Raw genomic sequence first — 21,474 nt, 5'->3', positions numbered from 1 at the left:
GACTCCGCCGCTTCCCATTACCCCTCGGTCCCCTGCCCCAACGTCGATGCGCCTGATCGAACGCTACCTTTTCCGCCAGCTTCTGGGCCCGACGCTGTTGGCGACGTTGGCCCTGGTGGCGCTCGCCCTGCTGGCGCGAAGCCTGTCGGAGTTCGATGTCCTGATCGAACAGCGCCAGAGCGGCGTGGTCTTCCTGAAGATCATCGCCCTGGCCCTGCCCCAGCTGCTGAGCATGATTCTGCCGATCGCCCTGTTCGTGGCCACCCTGGTGGCGCTGAACCGGCTGCATACGGAACAGGAGATCGTGGTCTGTTTCGCCGGCGGCATGAGCCGCTGGCGCGTGATTTCGCCGGCCGTGCGCCTGGCCGTGTTCGCGACCTTGCTGTCCCTGGTCATGAGCCTGTGGGCGGCGCCGTGGAGCTCGCGGGCGATTCGGGAGACCTTCTTCGACATCAAGTCCGACCTGGCCTCGACCCTGGTGCGCCCGGGCGAGTTCACCGAACCGGGCCCGGGCCTGACGGTCTACGCCCAGACGATCGACCGCGACCAGATCATCCACAACCTTTTCATCCACCAGGAAAAGGCCAACGGCGGCGCGGTCACCTACACCGCCCGCGAAGGCGTCATCGCCGAACGCAAGGGCCTGCCGGTGCTGGTCCTGCGCAAGGGCTCCAATCAGGAGTTCTCCAGTTCGGGCGTGCTGCAGTACCTGTCGTGGGACGAATACACCTTCGACCTCAGCTCGCTGTTCCAGAGCGACGAGCTGCTGCACTACAAGATCGGCGACCGCTACCCGCACGAGCTGTTCTTCCCCGACCTCACCCAGGAATGGGAGCAGCAGAACCGCGAGAAGCTGCTGTCCGAGGGCCATTGGCGCCTGGCCAGTCCGCTCTACAACCTGGCCATGATGTCGATGGCGCTGGCGGCGGTGATCGGCGGGTCGTTCAGCCGGATGGGCTATGGTCGGCGGATCGCCATGGTCGGCGCGGCGGCGGCCCTGGTCCAGATCGTGGGCTTTGGCGTCAAGGCCGCCTGCGACAACGACGTCTGGCTCAACCCGCTGCAGTACGCCGTGCCGCTGGCGGCGATCTGGTGGGGCCTAAGGCAGATCTTCCGTCAGAGAATCTCCCGCTACATCGCCATCGGCGCGCACGATGGCCTCCAGCCGCTGGGGGTCCAATGATCGGCGTCGGCATGATCGAGCGCTATGTGCTCAGGAAGACGCTGGGCGGGCTCGCCGCCGCCCTGGCGGTCGTCGCCGTGCTGGTCATGCTGATCGCCTTCGTCGACATCTCCAAGAACGTCGGCACCCGGACCGACGTCGGCTTCGCCCAGCTGCTGTTCCTGACCGTGCTGCAGGCGCCCGCCACGATCGTGGTGCTGACGCCCTTCATCTTCCTGTTCGGCACCCTGGGCGCGTTCGTCGGCCTGAACAGGCGCAGCGAGCTGATCGCCATGCGCGCGGCCGGGGTCTCGGCCTGGCGCTTCATCATGCCGGCGGCCATCGCCGCCTTCATCATGGGCCTGGTGACCCTGACCCTGCTCAACCCGCTGACCTCGGCGATGAGCGCTCAGTTCGAAACCTCGCGCAACGCGCTGATGGAAAGCTATCTGAAGTCGGCGCCCAAGGGGCTGTGGCTGCGTCAGGGCGACGAGAAGACCCAGGTGGTCATTCGCGCTCGGGCGCGCGACCAAGTCGAAGGCGCGGTCCGACTGCGCGGGGTGTCGCTGTTCGTCTATGCCGTGCAGCCCGACGGCTCGCTGCAGTTCGCGCAGCGGATCGAGGCGGACGAGGCCCGGCTGGAGCCCGGCTTCTGGCGGTTGTCGGGCGTGCGCGTGGCCATGCCGGGCGCTGGGGCGATCCGCTCCGAGACCTACACCATGCCATCCAATCTCGACGACCGCACGGCGTCGGAGCGGTTCAACAACCCCCAGGCCATCGCCGTCTGGCTGCTGCCCGAGACCATCAAGCGCACCGAGGCGGCGGGGTTCTCGTCGATTCCGTTCCGCCTGCGGCTGCAGCAGGTGCTGGCCACGCCGCTGCTGTTCGCGGCGATGTCGGTCCTGGCAGCCGCCTTCTCGCTGCGGCTGATGCGGCTAGGAGGGCTGGCGGGCCTGGCAGGCGCGGGCGTAACCTTGGGCTTTGGTTTCTTCTTCTTTAACGAGCTGTGTGGCGCATTGGGCAAGGCCGACGTGCTGACGCCGGCCATGGCGGCGTGGACCCCGCCGATCGTGGCGCTTTTGGCGGGTCTGACTCTGCTTTGTTATACCGAGGATGGTTGAGTCTGTGTCGCCGGGATCGAGGACTTTGATGATGGAGCTTCGCTGGGGGGCGAAAGAGACGGGCCGCGCGGTCCTGCTGGCCGGAGCGGCTTGGCTCGCTTTGGCCGGTTCGGCGCAGGCGCAGCAGCCGCTCGCCACGATTCCCGCCGCTCCCGCGCCCGCGCCGGCCGTCGACGACGGCCTGGGCGACACCGGCTACTACCTCGAGTCCGATCTCCTGATCCGCGACGACGCCAATCAGAAGATGATCGCCCGCGGCGACGTCGAGGCGCGCTACCAGGGCCGCACCCTGCGCGCCGACGAGGTGGTCTACGACACCAAGACCGAAGTGGTCACCGCCCACGGTCACGTGACGCTGGTCAACGCCGACGGCACGGCCGAGTTCGCCAACGACATGACCATGGACAAGGACCTGAAGGCCGGCTTCGCCCGCGGCTTCTCGGCCCGCCTGGACAAGAACATCAAGATCGCCGCCGACAGCGCCGTGCGTCGCAACGAGCAGATCACCGAGCTGAACAAGGCGATCTACACCCCCTGCGAGGTGTGCGCCGAAAAGCCCAAGCCGACCTGGAGCATCCAGGCCGACAAGGTGGTCCAGGACAAGAACAACCATCTGGTCTACTACCATGGCGCGACCATCCGGGTGTTCGGCGCGCCGCTGATGTACCTGCCGGTGTTCTGGCACCCGGATCCCCAGACCGAGCGCCGTTCGGGCTTCCTGGTGCCCAAGGTCAGCGTCTCCAAGAAGCGCGGCCTGGTCTATGAGCAGCCGTATCTATTCGTGCTCTCGCCGTCTCAGGATCTGGTTGTAACCCCTCAATTCAACACGAAAGTTAATCCGTTCCTGAAAGCCCAGTACCGTAAGCGGTTCTATTCGGGCTATGTCGAGGCGCGGGTCGGCGCCACCTACGACAAGGACTTCGACAACCACGGCGACCGGTTCGGCGAGGCGACGGCCAAGAGCTACATCCTGGCCAAGGGCCTGTTCGACATCGACGAGAAGTGGAAGTGGGGCTTCACCGCCGAGCGGGCCTCGCAGGCGCTGATCTTCGACGATTACGACATCAGCGACGTCTACCAGCAGCGTGGCCAATTCACGGCCGACGACCATCGCCTGGTGTCGCAGATCTACGCGACCCGACAGTCGGCCCGGTCCTATCTGTCGGCTTCGATGATCTCGGTGCAAGGCCTGCGGGTCGTTCAGGTCAGCTCCACCGGCCTGGCGAACAAGTTCGAGAACAGCGGCGCCTTTCCCCTGATCGGACCGTTGGTCGAGGGGCGCTGGGAACCGGAATCGCACATCCTGGGCGGCCGTTTGCGCGTCCAGGGCTCCGGCGTGGTCCTGACCCGCTCGGAATCCCAGTTCGGCGAACCGCCCTACGCCTACCCCGTCTACAAGGGGCAGGACGGGGTGGATTCCGCTCGCGGCTCGATCAAGGGCGACTGGCGGGCCAGCGTGATCCTGGGTTCGGGACTGCGCGTCGAACCCTTCGCCCAGGCCCGCGGCGACACCTATCGCGTCAGCGACGTCTTCCTTCCGACCAGCGCCATGGTCGCGGGCGACACCACCACCAACATCAACTATTCGCGCGGGCTCGGCGTCGCCGGGGTCGATCTGAGCATGCCGTTCTTCAAGCCGCTGAAGAACGGCGGCAGCGTGGTGCTGGAGCCTCTGGTCCAGCTGGCCGCCGGCTCCAACAGTTCGCGGGTGCCGATCGTCGTGGCCCGCGATCCCGCCGGCAATCCGATCTACTTCAACGAAGACAGCACCAACTTCGAACTGGACGAAACCAACCTGTTCGACGTCAACAAGGCGCCCGGCTTCGACCTCTACGAAGGCGGCACGCGCATGAACGTCGGCGGCCGCGCGACGGTGAAGTTCGCCGACGGACGGGGCGGCAGCGTCCTGCTGGGCCGGAGCCTGCGCACCAAGGTCGATCCGCTGATGCCGACCCGCGCCGGACTCGACCAGAAGGCGTCGGACTGGATCGTAGCGGCCACGGTCACCCCGATCCGCGGGATCACCGCCTTCACGCGCGCGCGCTTCGATGATGACACCAGCAAGCTCAACCGCCTGGAAGCCGGTCTCGACGCCTCAGTCGCCCGCGGCTTCGGCTCCGTGCGCTACCTGAAGGACAACCGGGACACCTCGGGCTTCCGCCAGGAAAACCTGGACTTCATCGGCGACTACAAGATCCGCGAGAACTGGGGCGTGACCGCCCTGGGCCGCCTGTCCTATCAGGACGCCCGCGCCTTCGGCCTGTCCTCCAACGCCAGCAAGTGGTCCTGGACCCGTCGCGATCTGGGCGTCTATTACAAGGACGATTGCGTCCGGCTCGACGTGATTTATCAGAACGAAGATCGTTACACCCAGACGGCAGGCGGCTTGAAGTTGAAGTCCAACGAGTCCGTGGTGCTGCGCCTAACGCTCGCCACATTGGGCGACACACTGTACAGCGATTAGAATGTCACCGCGTCGGGGGACGCGCGATCAAGCGCGCGCCTTCCTTTGGACGCGTCTAGAGGAACGACAATACCGATGCGGTCTGCGCGTAGCGTGACGAAACTGGCGGCCTGCACCGCTTCCATCCTCGCCTTGACCGTGGCGAGCCTCGGCCTGCCCGCCCTGGCTCAGGAGGCCGCGCCCGCGGCGACCCCGACGGTGGACGCTCCGGCGGCGCCGGCCGCCGCCGCTCCGCGCGCCAATCCGCTGTCGGAAAGCGTCGCAGCGGTCGTCAACGACGACATCATCTCCAGCTACGACCTGATGCAGCGCATGCGCCTGCTGATGGTGACCTCCGGCCTGCAGCCGACCCAGGAGAACCTGCCCCAGCTGGAGCAGGAAGCCCTGCGCTCGCTGATCGACGAACACGTCCAGATGCAGGAGCTGCGTCGGGTCGAGAAGGCCCAGAAGATCACGATCATCTCGACCGACAAGGAAGTCGAGGAGCAGATCGGCGACATCGCCAAGGGCAACAACTTGACCGCGGCGCAACTGACCCAGCAATTGCAGGCCCAAGGCGTCGGCATCGACACCTGGAAAGCGCAGATCCGCGCCGACAGCAGCTGGCAGGCCTGGATCAGCGGTCGCTACGGCTCGCGCCTGCGGATCGGCGACGACCAGATCAAGGCCTTCGAGCGCCGCCAGGCCGAGGCCGCCAGCAAGCCGCAGTACCAGGTCAGCGAAGTGTTCATCGACGCCGCGCGCGTCGGTGGCATGGAAGTGGCCGAGAACGGCGCCAAGCAGCTGATCACCCAGATGCAGCAGGGCGCGCCCTTCCCCGCCGTGGCCCGGCAGTTCTCGGCCTCGCCGACCGCGGCCAACGGCGGCGACGCCGGCTGGGTCAGCCCCGGCGAGATGCCGCCCGAGGTCGACGCCGCGCTCGAGCAGCTGCGCCCCGGCCAACTGTCGGCCCCGATCCCGGTGCGCGACGGCGTCTACATCGTCTATCTGCGCGAGAAGCGCTCGGGCGCGAAGACGGCCCTGGTCGACCTCAAGCAGGTCGCCGTGGCCCTGCCCAAGGACGCCGCCCAGGCCCAGGTCGACGCCGCCCAGAAGCTGCTGGTCGACCTCAAGCCCAAGATCACCAGTTGCGAGACCCTCGAGGCCACGGCCGGCAAGGTCGAGGGTGTGGTCGCTGGCGATCTGGGCGAAGCCGAGATCACCGACCTGGCTCCGGCCTTCCAGGAGGCCGCCAACACGCTCAAGGTCGGCCAGGTCTCCGACCCGATCCGCACCGACGCCGGCCTGCACCTGATCGCCGTCTGCGGCAAGCGCCAGTCCGGCGCCCAGGCGCCGACGCGCGACCAGATCGAAAATCGCCTGCGCGGCCAGCAGCTTGCGCTGATCTCCAAACGTTATCTGCGAGACCTGCGCAACTCGGCGACCATCGAGACCCGGTGAAGACCACGGCCCTCGCCCTGAGCGCAGGCGATCCGGCCGGCATCGGGCCGGAGATCATCGCCAAGGCCTGGTCGACCCTGCGCGCCGAAGGTCCCAGCTTCATGGTGGTGGGCGACGCCCAGCTGCTGGCCTCGGCCGGCGGCGGGGTGAAGGTTCGCGCGGTCACCGGGCCGGTCGAGGCCGTCAAGGTGTTCGGCGAAGCCCTGCCCGTGCTGGACATCCCGCTGCAGGCCCCCGTGGTGGCCGGCAAGCCGTCCAGCGCCCACGCCGCCCAGGTGATCCGCTGGATCGAGACCGGGGCGGGCCTGGCCCTGTCGGGCGCCGTGGCCGGCCTGGTCACCGCCCCCATCGCCAAGGCGCCGCTCTACGACGCCGGCTTCGCCTTTCCCGGCCATACCGAGTTCCTGGCCGAGCTGACCCATGTGGGCGAGCGCCAGCCGCCGCACGGCCCGATCATGATGCTGGCGGCCCGCGACCTGCGCGCCACCCTGGTGACCATCCACACCCCGCTGTCGGCCGTGCCCGCGGCCCTGTCGATCGAGGCGATCGTCAACGCCGGCCTGGTGACGGTCGAGGCCCTGCGCAGGGACTTCGGCGTCGCGGTTCCGCGCCTGGCGGTGGCGGCCCTGAACCCGCATGCGGGCGAGGCCGGCGCCCTGGGCGGCGAGGAGGCGGCGATCATCGAGCCGGCCGTCCGAGTCCTGCGGGACATGGGCGTCCAGGTCAGGGGCCCCGCCCCCGCCGACAGCCTGTTCCACGCCGAGGCCCGCGCCACCTACGACGCGGTGCTGTGCATGTATCACGACCAGGCGCTGATCCCGGTCAAAATGCTGGACTTCTGGGCCGGAGTGAACGTCACCCTGGGCCTGCCGATCGTGCGCACCTCCCCCGATCATGGTACGGGTTTCGACATCGCCGGCCGCGGCCTGGCCCGGGCCGACAGCCTGGTCGCCGCCATCCGCCTGGCGGCCGAGATCGCCGACCGCCGCGCCATCGCCTAGTTTTTTTGGCAGCCTGAACTCTCGAGACGTCCATGAGCCTCGCCGACCTGCCGCCGCTTCGCGAGGTTCTCGCCGAGCACGACCTGCTGGCCAACAAGAGCTTCGGCCAGCACTTCCTGCTGGACCTGAACATCACCCGCAAGATCGCCCGCCTGTCCGAGGTCGGCGAGGGCGACGTGGTGATCGAGGTCGGGCCCGGTCCCGGCGGCCTGACCCGGGCGCTGCTGGAGACCGGCGCGCGGGTCGTGGCGGTGGAGATGGACCGGCGGTTCATCCCCCTGCTGGAACAGCTGGGCGCCGCCGCCGACGGCCGGCTGGAGATCGTCCAGGGCGACGCCCTGAAGGTCGACATGGCCGCCGTCGTCGGCGGCCCGGCCCACATGGTCAGCAACCTGCCCTATAATGTCGGCACGCCGCTGCTGATCAACTGGCTGACGGGTCCGTTCCGGCCGCTGTCGATGACCCTGATGTTCCAGAAGGAGGTCGCCGACCGCATCGCCGCCGAGGTCGACGACGACGCCTATGGCCGCCTGGCCGTGGTGTCCCAGACCGTCTGCTCGGCCAAGGTGGTCATGGACCTGCCGGCCCGCGCCTTCACCCCGCCGCCCAAGGTGGCCTCGGCCGTGGTGCGGCTGGTCCCGCTGGCGCCGGCGCCCGACAGGGCGCTGGTGGCGGCCCTGGAGAAGGTCACCGCCGCCGCCTTCGGCCAACGCCGCAAGATGCTGCGCTCCAGCCTCAAGGGTCTGGGCGGCGGCGCGCTGTGCGAGAAGGCGGGGATCAATCCGGACGCGCGGGCGGAGACGATCGATGTGGCGGGGTTTCAGGCGCTGGCGCGGGCGGTGATGGGCTAGCCGACCGAAAACCGCTCCGCCTTGACCGTGGATCGTCAACTCGTTGCCTAAAGCAGCGCTCGTGACCATTGTTGGATAGGATGTCGAACAGCAGCCGCGAAAATCACTATGTGCCTCAGTGGTACCAAGAAGGCTTTTTCGACCAAGGCAAGACCCAGCTCGCCTATCTGGATCTGACGCCGCCGACCTTTAGGCGTTCCGACGGCAGCACCGTGTCTGGAAACTCCAGGTTCACTAGCCCAACTTCCCGCTGCTTCAAGCAGCGAGATCTTTATTCCACCTTCTTCTTTGGCGGCCTTGTAGTCGACGAGATCGAACGCAAGTTGTTCGGCGACATCGACACTAGGGGAGCCAGGGCGGTAAAAGCCTACATCGGCGCGGACCCCGCCGAATGCCACCGCCATTTCGAGAATCTTTTTAGCTACATAGATATTCAGAAGACCCGCACACCAAAGGGACTGGATTGGTTGCGGGCTCAGTATCCCGACCTCTCTCAGAACGAACTTATGTGGGAGATGCAGGGCACGCGGCAGATGCATTGCACCATCTGGACGGAGGGCGTGCGCGAGATCGTCTCGGCTCAAGACTCCGACGTGAAGTTCATCGTCACCGACAACCCCGTCACCGTCTACAATCCCGCCATCGAGCCGCGCGCCGTCGGCGACACGCTCGACCATGATCCCTCTATCGCGCTCAAGGGCTCACAGACGGTCTTCCCGCTCAACCAGGACTTCTGCCTGATTCTGACTAACCTGGAGAACGCCAGGACCCCAACCGCAACGCCGCTCGACAAGCGAACATTTGCCCGCAACTTCGGGACTTCGCTGGTGCGCACCGACACTTTCATCCGCACCCGCAAGCTCGCTGGCCCAGAGGTGAGCGCGATCAACGCGATCCTGAAGCGGCGAGCCCGTCGATACATCGCGGCAGGACGGGAAGAATGGCTGCACCCAGAACAACAAGCGCCCAGAGGCTGGCGGGAGCTTGGGGCCATCCTGCGCCCCCCCACGGACGGCCTATGGTCATTCGGCGGAGAGATTTTCGCCAAAATGGAAGATGGTAGCGTCCACTTTCAGGATGAATTTGGGCGGACAGAGAAGGCCTACGAGGCGCTGCAAAAGACGCCGCCCAAGAAGTTGCGCGGCAGCGACGCCTGCGGATGCGGCTCCAACATAGCATACCGGTTCTGCTGCCAAGCCCGACCAGAGGCTCGCAGGCCAAGCTGGACGGAGCTGAGCATTCGAGAGCGAAATCTCGCGCTCTACCGCGCTACGATCGATATCCTCGACATGGGGCCAGGTCGAACCTGGACTGACGTGCGCCAGGACCTCACCGACGACCGCATCAGTCGCCTGTATGGCGTTTTCACAGCGTTCTGGCCCCTGGAAACGGACCTTCTGCAGCTCCTGCCCAAGCCTGACGGGAGGCCGCGCGCGGTGTACAGCGGGGCAATACATCCAGAGCTCATCAACGAGTTCGCCGTCGGCGCCGGGCTCTATTTTGGCGAGTTGCTGATCGAGCACCCGTTCGTCCATGCCGGCGCCATGCGCAAGGAGTTCAGCCCGGTCGACAATCCTCAGATCTATCGGCAGGAAATCCTGAAGGCCGTTGCCCTATTAGTCGGTCTCATGCCCCTGATCGATTGCGGCCTGGTCAATCTCGTTCCCGACCCCTGCAACTTCAATCTCCATCTACGCCACCAGATGATGCAGATGGCACGCGCCCGCGCCGCCGGTCGCGACATCGAAATCGATGAAAACGACCGCACCTATAAGACCATGGAGAAAGATGCACGCAGAAGCTTTCTGCTGATGCCGCAGGAGGTTCTGGAAGCGCAATTGGCGAGCGGCATTCCAGGGCTGGAAGGCGTCGACGCCGCCGAGCTCCGGGAAGGCCTAGAAGCGTTGAAACGCGCCGATCCCCTAGTCTCCCTCCAAGCCGGAGCCTTGGCCAGCGGAAAGGATGGCGGCTTGCTCAGCATGGCAAAGCTGGCACCCAACTTCGAAATGGCGATGTATCTGGCTCAAGCCACCGGGTCGGCGATAGTCACGGACGCGGCCTATCGCTGGACCGAAATCGGCGACGCCCTGATGCGGCGGGGTGTCGATCCGCAGGGTGGTCTGCGCGGCCTTGCAAAGCGGATCGAGCAAGCGAACTTCGGCTTTGTTCAGGACGCGTTGGAGGCGGTGAGATCCTATTTCGATGGTGCCTTCAGCGCCTATCCGCCCTTGATGCAGGACGCCTTCGGGTATTTGCTTGATCGCGAAAAGCGGGGTGCCAAGCCAAACTACGAAGACGGTCTTGCGGCTCGGTTTTCCAACGGCCACGCCCGGACCCAGGCCACTCTCGCCAAAGCCGGGACGAACCTCGCCAGCGGACTGATCAAAGTCGCGATGCCGGCGCGTGGGATTCAGGACAACACCATCAACCGGTTGCTGCTGATGTCGAGCTCAGAGCATCATCTCGCCAGCGTGCCGATGGCGTTCTTCATGGCGCCAGCGGGCACGACCCCGCCTGAGATGGCGTGATGGGGACGACCTCCCAGTCGTCAGCCCTCCATTTCACTGACTATTTGGACTTCAGTCTGACCCAAAGTGGATCTTGTGAATGTACGCCTGACCGCAAATAGCGGCTCGTCCCCTAAATCTCTTCCTTCAGAAGATCCCCCACCAGATTGCCGATCCACGGGTTGCGGGCCCGCTTCTGGCGTTCGGCGTGGTAGATGTGGGCCAGGTCCGAATAGGCCTTGTCGAAGTCGTCGTTGAGGATGACGTAGTCGAACTGCTCCCAGGCGGCGACCTCGTCCTTGGCGCGGGCCAGGCGGCGGTGGATGACCTCTTCGCTGTCCTGGCTGCGGGCGTGCAGGCGGCGGCTCATTTCGGCCAGGGACGGCGGCAGGATATAGACCAGGACGCTGTCCTCGCCGGCCTGCTTGTGCACCTTCATCGCGCCCTGGAAGTCGATGTCGAACAGCACGCTCTCGCCGCGGTCCAGCGCCTCCATGATCGGCGCGCGCGGGCTGCCGTAGTGGTTGCCGTAGACCTCGGCCCATTCCAGGAAGGCGTCCTCCTGGATCATGGCCTGGAACTTGTCGCGGGTGACGAAATGATAGTCGCGGCCGTCGTGCTCGCCCGGACGCGGGGCGCGGGTGGTGGCGCTGATCGACAGGTGCAGGTCGTTGTGGTCGGCCACCAGGCGGCGGGTCAGCGAGGTCTTGCCGACGCCCGACGGGGCCACGACCATCAGCAGCAGGCCGCGCGTGCGTCCATGCGGATTATTCGACATTCTGAACCTGTTCCCGGAATTGCTCGATCGTGGCCTTCAGATCCAGGCCGTGCGTGGTCAGGGCGGTCAGCGCCGACTTGCTGCAAAGGGTGTTGGCCTCGCGCATGAACTCCTGGCTGAGGAAGTCCAGGCGCCGGCCGGCGGCCGCGTCGGCGGCCAGCAGGGCGCGGGCGGCGGCCACGTGGCTGGACAGCCGGTCCAGCTCCTCGCGGACGTCGGCCTTCACGGCCAGGGCGGCCGCTTCCTGCACGATACGTTCTTCCGACGCCGCCTCGCCGATCAGCTCGGTCAGCTTGCGGGCGTAGCGCTCCCGGAGCACGGCCGGCTGGCCGGCGGCTTCCTGGGACGCCAGCACGGTCAGGGCCTCGATGCGGGCGACGGCGCCGGTCAGGATCGGAGCCAGGGCCGCCCCCTCCTCCAGCCGCGCGGCCTTCAGCCCGTCCAGCGCCTGGCCGATCGTGGCGGCCATGGCGGCCTCGATCTCGGCGCGATCCTCGGCGGCGTCCTCCTCCTCGCGGGCGTCGACCACGCCGCGCAGGGCCAGCAGGCCGTCCAGGCTGGGCTTGGCGACCATGCCGGTGGCCACATAGGGCGCGCCGGCCTTCAGATAGCGCTCCAGCACCTCGACATTGATCTGCACGGCCGCCTGGGTCTCGGCGCGCTTGGCCTGCAGGTTGACCGTCAGCTGGCCGCGCTGGAAGCGAGCCTGGGCGGCGTCGCGCGCGGCGCGGTCCAGGCTCTCGAAGCCGGGCGGGCCGCGAAACCGGGTCTCGAGGTTGCGGCCGTTGACGCTGCGCGCCTCCACCGCCCACGACCAGACCCCGTGCGAGCCCTCGACGCGGGCGAAGCCGGTCATGCCTGACAGCGCCATCCTAGCCTCCGGAAAGCGGGGTCTTGGCCGCCTTCGATCGCTCGACCTGCCGCCACTTGGCGACATTGCGCTCGTGCGCCTCGTAGGTCGAGGCGAAGACGTGGCCGCCCGTGCCGTCGGCGACGAAATAGAGGTCGTCGCTTTTCATCGGATTGAGCACCGCCTCCAGGGCGGCCTTGCCCGGATTGGCGATCGGGGTCGGCGGCAGGCCGGTGATCAGATAGGTGTTGTACGGCGTCTCGCGCTGCAGTTCCGACTGCAGGATGCCCCGGCCCAGCGGCCGCCCGCGGGTCAGGCCGTAGATGATCGTCGGGTCGCTGCCAAGGCGGACGCCCTGGCGCAGGCGATTGATGAACACCGCCGCCACGTGCGGGCGCTCGCGGGCCAGGCCCGTCTCCTTCTCGACGATCGAGGCCAGGGTCACGGCCTGGTCCTTGGTCTCGAACGGCAGGCCCGGCTGGCGCTGGGCCCACAGCTTGTCGAGCAGGGCGTCGCGATCGTCCATCATCCGCTGCAGCACCGCCGCCCGGTCCTCGCCGCGCTGGACCTGGTAGGTCTCGGGCAGGACCGAGCCCTCCGGCGGGGTCGGGACCGTGCCGGTCAGCTCGGGCGCGCGCATCAGGATGTCGACCACCATGTCCGAGGTCAGGCCCTCGGCGATGGTCACCTGGTGGCGGACGATCTTGCCGTCGCGGATCTTGGCCAGCACCTGCCGCAGCGAGGCGTGGGAGGCGAATTCATACTCGCCGGCCTTCAGCTTGCGCGCCGCGCCGGTGGTCTGGGCGGCGGTCAGGAACAGCGAGGACGAGCGGATCACCCCCGCCTGCTCCAGGCTGGAGGCGATCTCGGGCAGGCTGGCCCCGCGCCGCAGGACGACGGTCGTCTGGTCGCCCGACCGCGCGGCCGGGCCCGGCCCCTGGTAGATCCACACCGCGCCCAGCACGACCACCAGGGCGGCCAGGCCCAGCATGGTCAGCAGACCCCCGCCCATGGCGGCGATGCGGCGTCCGACCGGCGCGGTCTCGCGCCGGCGCGGATTGGCCTTGCGGGGAGCCCCGGTCTTCTGAGCCGGGCGCGGAGCGCGGCGTTGGGGCGAGGGCTTGCGGCTCACGAGACTTTGCGGAACACGACGGAGGCGTTGGTGCCGCCGAAGCCGAAGCTGTTGGACACCGCCACGTCGATCTTGTGCGGCACGGCCTTGTTCGGCGCCAGGTTCATGGCGACGTTCACGTCCGGATTGTCCAGGTTGATGGTCGGCGGGGCGATCTGGTCGCGGATGGCCAGGACCGAGAAGATCGCCTCGATCGCGCCGGCCGCGCCCAGTAGGTGGCCGGTCATCGACTTGGTCGACGACATCACCACGTTCTTGGCGTGGTCGCCCAGGAAACGCTCGACGGCCCCGGCCTCGATGCCGTCGGCCATGGTCGAGGTGCCGTGGGCGTTGACATAGTCGATCTCCGACGGGGCGATGCCCGCGTCCCTGACCGCCGCCGACAGGGCCCGGAAGCCGCCGTCGCCGTCTTCCGACGGAGCGGTGATGTGATAGGCGTCGCCCGACAGGCCGTAGCCGATGACCTCGGCATAGATCTTGGCCCCGCGCGCCTTGGCGTGCTCGTACTCCTCCAGGACGACGACGCCGGCGCCCTCGCCCATCACGAAGCCGTCGCGGTCCTTGTCGTAGGGGCGCGAGGCCTTTTCGGGCGTGTCGTTGAAGGCGGTGGCCACGGCGCGGCAGGCGATGAAGCCGGCCATGCCGACCTTGCAGACGGCCGCTTCGGCACCGCCGGCGATCATCACGTCGGCGTCGCCATACTTGATCAGCCGGGTGGCGTCGCCGATGGCGTGGGCGCCGGTGGCGCAGGCGGTGACCACGGCGTGGTTGGGACCCTTGAAGCCGTAGCGGATCGAGACCTGGCCCGAGATCAGGTTGATCAGGGCCGAGGAGATGAAGAACGGACTGACCCGGCGCGGGCCCTTGGCCTCCAGCTCCAGGGCGGTGTCGGCGATCGTCGACAGGCCGCCGATGCCCGAACCCAGGATCACCCCGGTCCGGTACTTGTCTTCCTCGGTCTGCGGGACCCAACCCGAATCCTTCACGGCCTCGTCCGCGGCGGCGATGCCGTACAGGATGAAGTCGTCGACGCGCTTCTGGTCGCGCGGGCTCATGGTCAGGTCGGGATTGAACGCGCCCTCGACGTCCGGGCCGCCGCCGCCGCGGCCGTCGACGCGCGGCACTTCGCAGGCCACCTGGCAGGCATATTCCGTCGGGTCGAAGGACGAGATCCGGTTCGCGCCGGACTTGCCGGCCAGGATGTTCTTCCAGGTGACATCGACGCCCTGACCCAGAGGGGTCAGGAGGCCAAGCCCGGTGACGACGACTCTACGCATGGATCACTCCCAACCTTCGCATCGCGGACATATGGGGATGGCGACGACTCGGACAGCCCCCCGACCGCGAATCTCGGCCACATACGAAAACCGCCGCGCGCACGATGGCAAGAGCCCGTGCAACGCGGCGGTTGATAGTTCCGTTCGCTGAAATACGCGAACCCGACGCCTTAGGCGCCGGTCTTTTCCGTGATGAACTTCACGGCGTCACCGACGGTCTGGATGTGCTCGGCGGCGTCATCCGGAATTTCGATGTCGAATTCTTCTTCGAACGCCATGACCAGCTCGACGTTGTCGAGGCTGTCGGCGCCCAGGTCGTCGATGAAGCTGGCCTTTTCGGTGACCTTTTCCGGATCGGCGTCCAGGTGCTCGATGACGATCTTACGCACGCGCTCGAGAATGTCGGACATTCTGTTAGTCCCTCGTTTTGAATCTTGCAGTTCCGTGGACGGCGGGGCGAACCTTCACCACCCACGGGAATTGTCGGGCCACCGCCTATCACGTTCTTTTTCGAGTGACTAGCGGCACGTCCGGATAGAAATGTGGGCTTTCGTCTTTCCAAGCAGAAAGGCGAGGAGCCCAGGAAAAGACGACGCGTCAGATCATGACCATGCCGCCGTTGACGTGCAAGGTCTGACCCGTGACGTAGCCGCCCTGGTCACTGGCGAGGTAAACGCACGCGGCGGCGATATCGCTCCCTTCGCCCAGGCGGCCGGCGGGGATGGTCGACAGGATGCCGGCCCGCTGCTGTTCGTTCAGGGCGTCAGTCATCGGGCTGGCGATGAAGCCGGGCGCCACGCAGTTGACGGTGACGTTGCGGCTGGCCAGCTCCTGAGCCAGGGCTTTGGAGAAGCCGATCATGCCGGCCTTCGAGGCGGCGTAGTTGGTCTGGCCCGGATTGCCGGTGACGCCGACGATCGAGGTGATGCCGATGATCCGGCCCGAACGGCGCTTCATCATGCCCTTGGCGGCGGCGCGGGCCAGGCGGAAATAGCTTTCCAGGTTCACCTTGATCACGGTGTCCCAGTCCTCGTCCTTCATGCGGACGATCAGGCCGTCGCGGGTGATGCCCGCGTTGGCGATCACGATGTCCAGCGGCGCGCCGGCGGCCTCCTCGGCCTTGCTGACCAGGCCGTCGACGGCCGCGGCGTCCGACAGATTCGCCGCCACGGTCGAGACGCGCTCGCCGAACTGGGCCTTCAGCTCGGCCAGGGCCGATTCGCGGGTGCCAGAGAGCACCACATGGGCGCCCTGCGCGTGCAGGGCCTTGGCGATGGCGCCGCCGATGCCGCCCGTGGCGCCGGTGACGAGGGCGGTCTTGCCGGTGAGATCGAACATGATCCGTGTTCCTAGGAAATTAGAGCGACTTGGCGAAGGCTTCGAGGTCGGCTGGGCTGTTCAGGGGAACGGCCTCGGCGTCCGGCGCGATGCGCTTGGCCATGCCCGACAGCACCTTGCCCGCGCCGGCCTCGGCGAAGCGGGTGACGCCGCCCTCGCCGGCCAGCCAGGTCATGCTCTCGCGCCAGCGGACGCGGCCGGTGACCTGCTCGACCAGCAGCTTGCGGATGACGTCGGGATCGTGGACCGGGGCGGCGGTGACATTGGCCACCAGCGGGGCGCGCGGGGCGACGATGGTGGTCCTCGAAAGCGCTTCGGCCATCTCGTCGGCCGCCGGCTGCATCAGCGGGCAGTGGAACGGGGCCGAGACGTTCAGCGGAATGGCCCGCGCGCCCAGCTCCTTAGCCTTTTCGATGGCCTTGTCGACGGCGGCCTTGGCGCCGGAGATCACCACATTGCCGTTGTTGTTGTCGTTGGCCACCACGCAGACGCCGACCTCGGAACCCGCCGCCGCGGCCGCTTCGGCCAGGGCCAGGTCGGTCTTGGGACCGATCAGCGAGGCCATCGCCCCCTCGCCCACCGGCACGGCGCGCTGCATGGCCTGGCCGCGCAGCTTCAGCAGCCGGGCGGTGTCGGCCAGGGTGATGGCGCCGGCGGCCGCCAGAGCGCTGTATTCGCCCAGGCTGTGGCCGGCCACGAAGGCGGCCTTGTCGATCCCGACGCCGAACTCCTTTTCCAGCACGCGAGTCACGGCCAGGCTGACGGCCATCAGGGCCGGCTGGGCGTTCTCGGTCAGGGTCAGGTCGCCCTCGGGGCCCTCGCTCATCAGCTTGAACAGCGTCTGGCCCAGGGCGTCGTCGACCTCCTGGAAGACCTCGCGGGCGGCGGCGAAGGCCTGAGCGAGATCGGCGCCCATGCCGACCGTCTGGCTGCCCTGCCCCGGGAAAATGAAAGCGATGCTCATGAAGCCCGCGCCTCTTTCTATAGATTCAGGCGCGGAGGGTTAGGCCATCGAACGCAAGGCGGCAAGTCAGCCCAGCCACGGCCCGCCCGGCGGCCCCCAGCCCCAGGCCGGCATCGGCGGATCGTCGGTCGGCGCCTCGACGCCCGGGGCCGAGTTGATCACCGCCAGCCGCGTGCCCCATTCCAGGTAGCCGACGAAGGCGGCGCGGAACTCCGGATCCGCCGGCAAGCCGACGGCGTCGGCGGTGTCCAGCATCAGCGAGACCCAGGCGCGACGCTGTTCCTCGGTCAGGTGGCGTCCCAGGTGATGGCCGATCATCGCGGCGTGGCCGCCGCCGGCTTCGGTATAGGCCTTGGGCCCGCCAAACACCTCGGTGACGAAGGCGGCCACGTGCTCGGCGTGGCGCGGGTTCATGCCGGCGAACACCGGCGCCAGCACCGGATCGTTCGGCACGGCGGCGTAGAAGGCCTCGAACAGCGCCCGGAAACGCTCCGGTCCGCCCGCCCAGGCCGCCAGGGTTGGGATTTCCGTCTCACCGAGCGCCATGGTCGCCTCCCTGTTTCAGCCTTCGGACTTAAGGGCGCAGGTTGACGTTTGGAAGCCGGAAGAATGGCGTTATTGAAATCACGACGCAGCTGGCTGCGCCCTCGCCTTCCCCTGGAGCCTATGCATGCAACGCCTGCTCACCGGTCTCGCCCTCTGCGCCGCCCTGACGGCCGCCTCCCCCGCCCTGGCCGCCCTGAAGGTCGGCGACAAGGCCCCGGACTTCACCGCCCCCGCCGCCCTGGCCGGCAAGGACTTTTCCTTCACCCTGTCCAAGGCGCTGAAGAAGGGTCCCGTGGTGCTGTACTTCTTCCCGGCCGCCTACACCTCGGGCTGCACGGCCGAGGCCCACGAATTCGCCGAGGCGACGCCAGAGTTCGAAAAGCTGGGCGCGACGGTGATCGGCGTCACCGGCGGCAATGTCGCGCGCATCAAGGACTTCTCCAAGGAGCACTGCCGCGACAAGTTCGCGGTGGCCGCCGCCAACGCCGACCTGATCAAGACCTACGACGTGGTGCTGCCGATGAAGGACAACCTGTCCAACCGCACTTCGTACGTGATCGCCCCCGGCGGCAAGATCCTGCTGGCCTACAGCGACCTGAACTTCCAGGGCCACGTCGCCCAGACGATGGACGCGGTGAAGGCCTACAAGGCCGGAAAGCGGAAGTAATTCCGGTTTCGGCCAGCCAATTGCGAAATCGGCGCGCGCGGATCGGAGCGGTCCGCGCGCGCCCCGCCTAGGATCACGGCCATGGTCGATACGATCCTTCTCGAGATCCTGGCGCGCGGAATCGCCATCGGCGGCTTCGCGGTCACGGGCCTGGCCCTGGTGCTGGACCGGCGCACGACGCCGGCCCGCTGGGTCGGCGGCCTGTTCTTCGCCTGCGCCATCGCCCATGTGATCGAGGGCTACCGGCCGGGCGGCGTGGCCGTGGCGCCGCTGGTCGTCTGCGTCCTGTCGGTGGCCACCACCGGCCTGTTCTGGACCCTGGCCTACGCGCTGTTCACCGACGAGCGGCGCTTTTCGCCCCACCGCCTGTGGCCCGCCGTCGGGCTGGTGGCGCTGTGGGCCCTGGCCCGGTCCATGCCGCCGGCGATCTGCAAGCCGTTCTGGCTGGCCTTCAACCTGGCCTCGGTCGGACTGGTGGCCCACGCCCTGCTGATGATCTGGCGCGGCTGGCGCGGTGACCTGGTGGTCCAGCGCCGCCGGCTTCGCGGGCCGGTGATGATCGCCGCGGCCGGCTACATCCTGCTGCTCAGCCTGCGGGACATGGCCTGGATCGGCGGGCTGCCGGGCCTGCCCGCCTCGAGCCTGCTGCAGGCCGTGGCCCTGGCCGCCTTGGCGACCGCCGCCTCCGCCGCCCTGCTGCGCGCCGAACCGCTGCTGGTCGTGACCCCGCCGGCCGACGCGGCGGCGCCGCCCTCGCCCGCTCCCGTCATGGACCTGACCCCCGCCGACCGCCTGGTCCTGGCCCGGCTGGCGACCGCCATGGACGAGGACGAGGTCTGGCGCGGCGAGGACCTGTCGATCAGCGCCCTGGCGGCCCTGGTCGGCGCGCCCGAGCACCGCCTGCGCCGGCTGATCAACGGCGTGCTGGGCCATCGCAACTTCGCCGACTACGTCAACGGTCGGCGCATCGAAGCGGCCAAGGCCGCCCTCGCCTCGCCGGACCTAGCCCTGAAGTCGATCTCGACCATCGCCTACGACCTGGGCTTCGCCTCGCTGGGACCGTTCAACCGCGCTTTCCGGGCCGCCGCCGGCGTCACGCCGACCGAATGGCGGACCGCCAACACGCCCGTCCCCGCGCGGGTGAGGCTGATCGAAACCGGCGATGCTTCGCCGAAAGCCGACAAGACCGCCTGATTTCGCGATCGGCGCGACGGACGGCGGCGGCCGCGTCTTCCTCGGGACATCGCTCATTCGAGGACAATCCATGTCGTTCCTGCTCCCCTTCGCCGAAAACTGGCTGCGCGCCACGGTCATCGACGTCGGCCGCTACGTGATCTTCGCGATCGGGGTCTGGCTGGCGCTTTGGGTCGTGCTGGCCGTCCCGCTGGCCGGCCGCAAGATCCGAGAGGGCCGACCGCCCGTGCGCCAACTGCTGACCGAGTTCGCCTGCTCGATCCGCTCGATCATGATCTTCTCGACGATCGGCCTGTTGAGCTTCGGCCTGTTCCACGCCGGCCTGATGCCTGGCCCGCATATCGCCCGCGCGCTGGGGCCGGTCTGGTCATGGGCCAGCCTGGGCCTGATGATCGTCGCCCACGACGCGTGGTTCTACTGGACGCACCGGCTGATCCACAACCGACGGCTGTTCCGCGCCTTCCACCGCCGCCATCACCGGTCCAACAGCCCCTCGCCCTTCACCGCATACAGCTTCGACCTGGGCGAGGCGGCGATCAACGCGCTGTTCGTGCCGCTGTGGATGCTGATCGTGCCCACCCAGTGGCCGGTGGTCGGCCTGTTCATGTTGCACCAGATCGTCCGCAACACCTTGGGCCATAGCGGCTACGAGCTGTTTCCGGCCACGCGCGACGGCCGCCCGCTGCTGCCCTGGCTGACGACCGTCACCCATCACGACCTGCACCACGCCCAGGCCGGCTGGAACTACGGGCTGTATTTCACCTGGTGGGATCGGATGATGGGCACCGAGAACCCGCGCTATCTGGAGCGGTTCGCCCAGGCCGTGCGGCATCCCCGGCGGGAGGCGGCGGAGACCAGGGCGGCGGAAGCCGCCTGAGGCCTACCAGGTGGTGCGGACCAGCTTGACCATCAGCCGGCCGTCCTGGACCCGCTCGTCGGCGGCCCGCAGGCTGACGGTGAACTCGGCGGGGATGTCGAACGGCCGGGTCAGGCTGAAGTCGACGCCCTCGTCGCCCTGGGTGCCGCCGCCGACGGCGATCGAGGCGACCGGGCGGCCATCCAGGGTCAGTTCGGAACGCACATTGGCCCGGGTGACCGGCGTGCGTCCGCGCAGATAGACCGGCTGGGAGGCGTTCATGTCCATCGATAGCCGCACATAGTTGGCCTTGGGCAGCAGGCCGAAGCCGAACGACCGGGCCAGGGACGAGCGGATCGCCGCCTCGCGGGCGTTCCAGGACGCGCCCACCCCGACCGTCCGGTTGGCCGCGACGTGCTCGTCAGGCTTCTGGTTCAGGTTGAGGTCGAAATTGTAGGTCGGGTCATTGAGGCCGCCGGCCACCTTGGCGGTGAAGGTCGCCTTCTCGGCGTCGGTCGAAAGGTCCAGCGTCTGGGCGGCCGAATAGCCCTGAAAATGGCCGTCGGCGCCCCAGACCGCCAGGTCCGGCTTGCGCACGATGTCGCCCGCCGTCGCCGGCGCCGCGGCGGCGGTCAGCAAGGCCGCGATCAGGAAGGTCGTCCTGCACCCCATGAAAGCCCGATAGCACAAGGCGGTGCCAGGCTGAAGCCTTGCGCCGCCTAATTTATATGACAGTTGTTCGACAGCCTGTTTTCCAGGCGGGGTCAGGACTTCGTCGCCTTGGGAGCCGGCGGAGGGGCGGCGCAGGACACCTTGGCGCAAAGCTTCTGCAACATCTTGCCCTGCATTTCGGCCATGATCGCGGGCATCTGGGCCATCATCTTCTGGGTGAGCTCGGGCGTCTTGGCGATCAGGGCCTGGCCGGTGGGCGCCTCATAGAAGGCCACCAACTCGCGCAGCTCCTGCTCGGTGAAGACCTCGGCCACGGCGTCGATCATGGGCGCCTTCATCTTGTCGGTCATCTCGCGCGTGGACTCGATGACGGTCTCGCTGACCAGGCGGCTTTGCTCGTCGGTCAGCGACGGGGTCTGCGTGCGCAAGGTCTGGACCATGACCGGGATCATCTGGTCCATCATCTGGCCCAGCAGCTTGTCGTAGTGGATCGCCTCGAAATAGCGGGCCGCCAGGGCGCGGGTTTCGGGCGTGGCCTTGGACGCGGCGGCGGCCGGCGGCGACGCCTGCCGGGCCTGGGCCGCGCCGCCCGTCAGACACAGGGCCGCTGCGGCGGCGAGAACGGCGAGACGCTTCATGATGTTTCCCCCACAA

Annotated in this window: 20 protein-coding genes; 10 read left to right on the top strand and 10 right to left on the bottom strand. The window is 67.7% G+C overall.

Annotated features, from left to right (window positions below):
• The first annotated feature begins 46 nt into the window (after positions 1-46).
• The 7 genes from lptF to BM066_RS10885 all read left to right on the top strand — a co-directional run bounded on the left by lptF (position 47) and on the right by BM066_RS10885 (position 10,567).
• Complete coding sequence (gene lptF / locus BM066_RS10915) at positions 47-1,183, top strand: LPS export ABC transporter permease LptF (RefSeq protein ID WP_089927517.1); 1,137 nt, start codon at positions 47-49, stop codon at positions 1,181-1,183.
• Positions 1,180-2,283 (top strand): LptF/LptG family permease, encoded by a 1,104-nt coding sequence (locus tag BM066_RS10910; protein ID WP_089927513.1) that lies wholly within the window; start codon positions 1,180-1,182, stop codon positions 2,281-2,283. The genes lptF and BM066_RS10910 overlap by 4 nt, the downstream gene beginning before the upstream one ends.
• Positions 2,284-2,311: 28 nt before the next feature.
• A complete protein-coding gene (locus tag BM066_RS10905) occupies positions 2,312-4,747 on the top strand; it encodes an LPS-assembly protein LptD (protein WP_089927509.1) in 2,436 nt (811 codons plus the stop codon).
• Between the two features lie 75 nt (positions 4,748-4,822).
• Positions 4,823-6,187: a peptidylprolyl isomerase gene (locus BM066_RS10900; protein ID WP_089927506.1), complete on the top strand. Its 1,365-nt coding sequence runs from the start codon at positions 4,823-4,825 to the stop codon at positions 6,185-6,187.
• A complete protein-coding gene (pdxA, locus tag BM066_RS10895; RefSeq protein ID WP_089927504.1) occupies positions 6,184-7,188 on the top strand; it encodes a 4-hydroxythreonine-4-phosphate dehydrogenase PdxA in 1,005 nt (334 codons plus the stop codon). Before BM066_RS10900 ends, pdxA begins: the two co-directional genes overlap by 4 nt.
• Before the next feature lie 32 nt (positions 7,189-7,220).
• Positions 7,221-8,039, top strand: a complete 819-nt coding sequence (rsmA, locus tag BM066_RS10890) for a 16S rRNA (adenine(1518)-N(6)/adenine(1519)-N(6))-dimethyltransferase RsmA (RefSeq protein ID WP_089927501.1) — start codon at positions 7,221-7,223, stop codon at positions 8,037-8,039.
• 80 nt (positions 8,040-8,119) lie between these two features.
• Positions 8,120-10,567, top strand: coding sequence for a DUF4238 domain-containing protein (locus BM066_RS10885; protein ID WP_089927498.1), 2,448 nt, complete (start codon positions 8,120-8,122; stop codon positions 10,565-10,567).
• 112 nt (positions 10,568-10,679) lie between these two features.
• On the opposite strand, the gene gmk is transcribed toward BM066_RS10885, so the two are convergent.
• The 8 genes from gmk to BM066_RS10845 form a co-directional block, all read right to left on the bottom strand.
• Positions 10,680-11,324 (bottom strand): guanylate kinase, encoded by a 645-nt coding sequence (gene gmk / locus BM066_RS10880; RefSeq protein ID WP_089927495.1) that lies wholly within the window; start codon positions 11,322-11,324, stop codon positions 10,680-10,682.
• Complete coding sequence (locus BM066_RS10875; RefSeq protein ID WP_089927492.1) at positions 11,314-12,195, bottom strand: YicC/YloC family endoribonuclease; 882 nt, start codon at positions 12,193-12,195, stop codon at positions 11,314-11,316. The genes gmk and BM066_RS10875 overlap by 11 nt, the downstream gene beginning before the upstream one ends.
• A gap of 1 nt (position 12,196) precedes the next feature.
• Positions 12,197-13,306 (bottom strand): endolytic transglycosylase MltG, encoded by a 1,110-nt coding sequence (mltG, locus tag BM066_RS10870; RefSeq protein WP_089927489.1) that lies wholly within the window; start codon positions 13,304-13,306, stop codon positions 12,197-12,199.
• Positions 13,303-14,583 (bottom strand): beta-ketoacyl-ACP synthase II, encoded by a 1,281-nt coding sequence (fabF, locus tag BM066_RS10865; protein ID WP_089927485.1) that lies wholly within the window; start codon positions 14,581-14,583, stop codon positions 13,303-13,305. Before fabF ends, mltG begins: the two co-directional genes overlap by 4 nt.
• Before the next feature lie 170 nt (positions 14,584-14,753).
• Entirely contained in the window at positions 14,754-14,993 is a 240-nt protein-coding gene (locus BM066_RS10860; RefSeq protein WP_007672577.1) for an acyl carrier protein, read from the bottom strand.
• Positions 14,994-15,180: 187 nt separating this feature from the next.
• Positions 15,181-15,921: a 3-oxoacyl-[acyl-carrier-protein] reductase gene (gene fabG / locus BM066_RS10855; RefSeq protein WP_089927481.1), complete on the bottom strand. Its 741-nt coding sequence runs from the start codon at positions 15,919-15,921 to the stop codon at positions 15,181-15,183.
• Positions 15,922-15,940: 19 nt separating this feature from the next.
• Positions 15,941-16,885: an ACP S-malonyltransferase gene (gene fabD / locus BM066_RS10850; protein WP_089927477.1), complete on the bottom strand. Its 945-nt coding sequence runs from the start codon at positions 16,883-16,885 to the stop codon at positions 15,941-15,943.
• 66 nt (positions 16,886-16,951) lie between these two features.
• Positions 16,952-17,431 carry a group II truncated hemoglobin gene (locus BM066_RS10845; protein ID WP_089927475.1) on the bottom strand — a complete coding sequence of 160 codons (480 nt, stop codon included), beginning with the start codon at positions 17,429-17,431 and terminating at the stop codon, positions 16,952-16,954.
• Positions 17,432-17,555: 124 nt separating this feature from the next.
• Here BM066_RS10845 and BM066_RS10840 point away from each other — a divergent pair, with 124 nt between their 5' ends.
• From BM066_RS10840 to BM066_RS10830, 3 genes are all read left to right on the top strand, one after another.
• On the top strand, positions 17,556-18,098 hold the full coding sequence (locus BM066_RS10840; protein WP_089927472.1) for a peroxiredoxin: 543 nt from the start codon (positions 17,556-17,558) through the stop codon (positions 18,096-18,098).
• Between the two features lie 81 nt (positions 18,099-18,179).
• On the top strand, positions 18,180-19,292 hold the full coding sequence (locus BM066_RS10835) for a helix-turn-helix domain-containing protein (protein WP_089927470.1): 1,113 nt from the start codon (positions 18,180-18,182) through the stop codon (positions 19,290-19,292).
• Between the two features lie 70 nt (positions 19,293-19,362).
• The gene (locus BM066_RS10830; protein WP_089927466.1) at positions 19,363-20,169 is read left to right on the top strand and encodes a sterol desaturase family protein; all 807 of its coding nucleotides are present in this window, start codon (positions 19,363-19,365) and stop codon (positions 20,167-20,169) included.
• A gap of 3 nt (positions 20,170-20,172) precedes the next feature.
• On the opposite strand, the gene BM066_RS10825 is transcribed toward BM066_RS10830, so the two are convergent.
• Positions 20,173-20,820: a hypothetical protein gene (locus BM066_RS10825; protein WP_089927561.1), complete on the bottom strand. Its 648-nt coding sequence runs from the start codon at positions 20,818-20,820 to the stop codon at positions 20,173-20,175.
• 92 nt (positions 20,821-20,912) lie between these two features.
• On the bottom strand, positions 20,913-21,458 hold the full coding sequence (locus BM066_RS10820; RefSeq protein WP_218150904.1) for a DUF2059 domain-containing protein: 546 nt from the start codon (positions 21,456-21,458) through the stop codon (positions 20,913-20,915).
• Between the last annotated feature and the right edge of the window lie 16 nt (positions 21,459-21,474).

The organism is Caulobacter sp. UNC279MFTsu5.1 (genome assembly GCF_900114015.1).
Taxonomy (GTDB): domain Bacteria; phylum Pseudomonadota; class Alphaproteobacteria; order Caulobacterales; family Caulobacteraceae; genus Caulobacter.
This window is presented reverse-complemented; position numbering and strand designations above follow the sequence as displayed.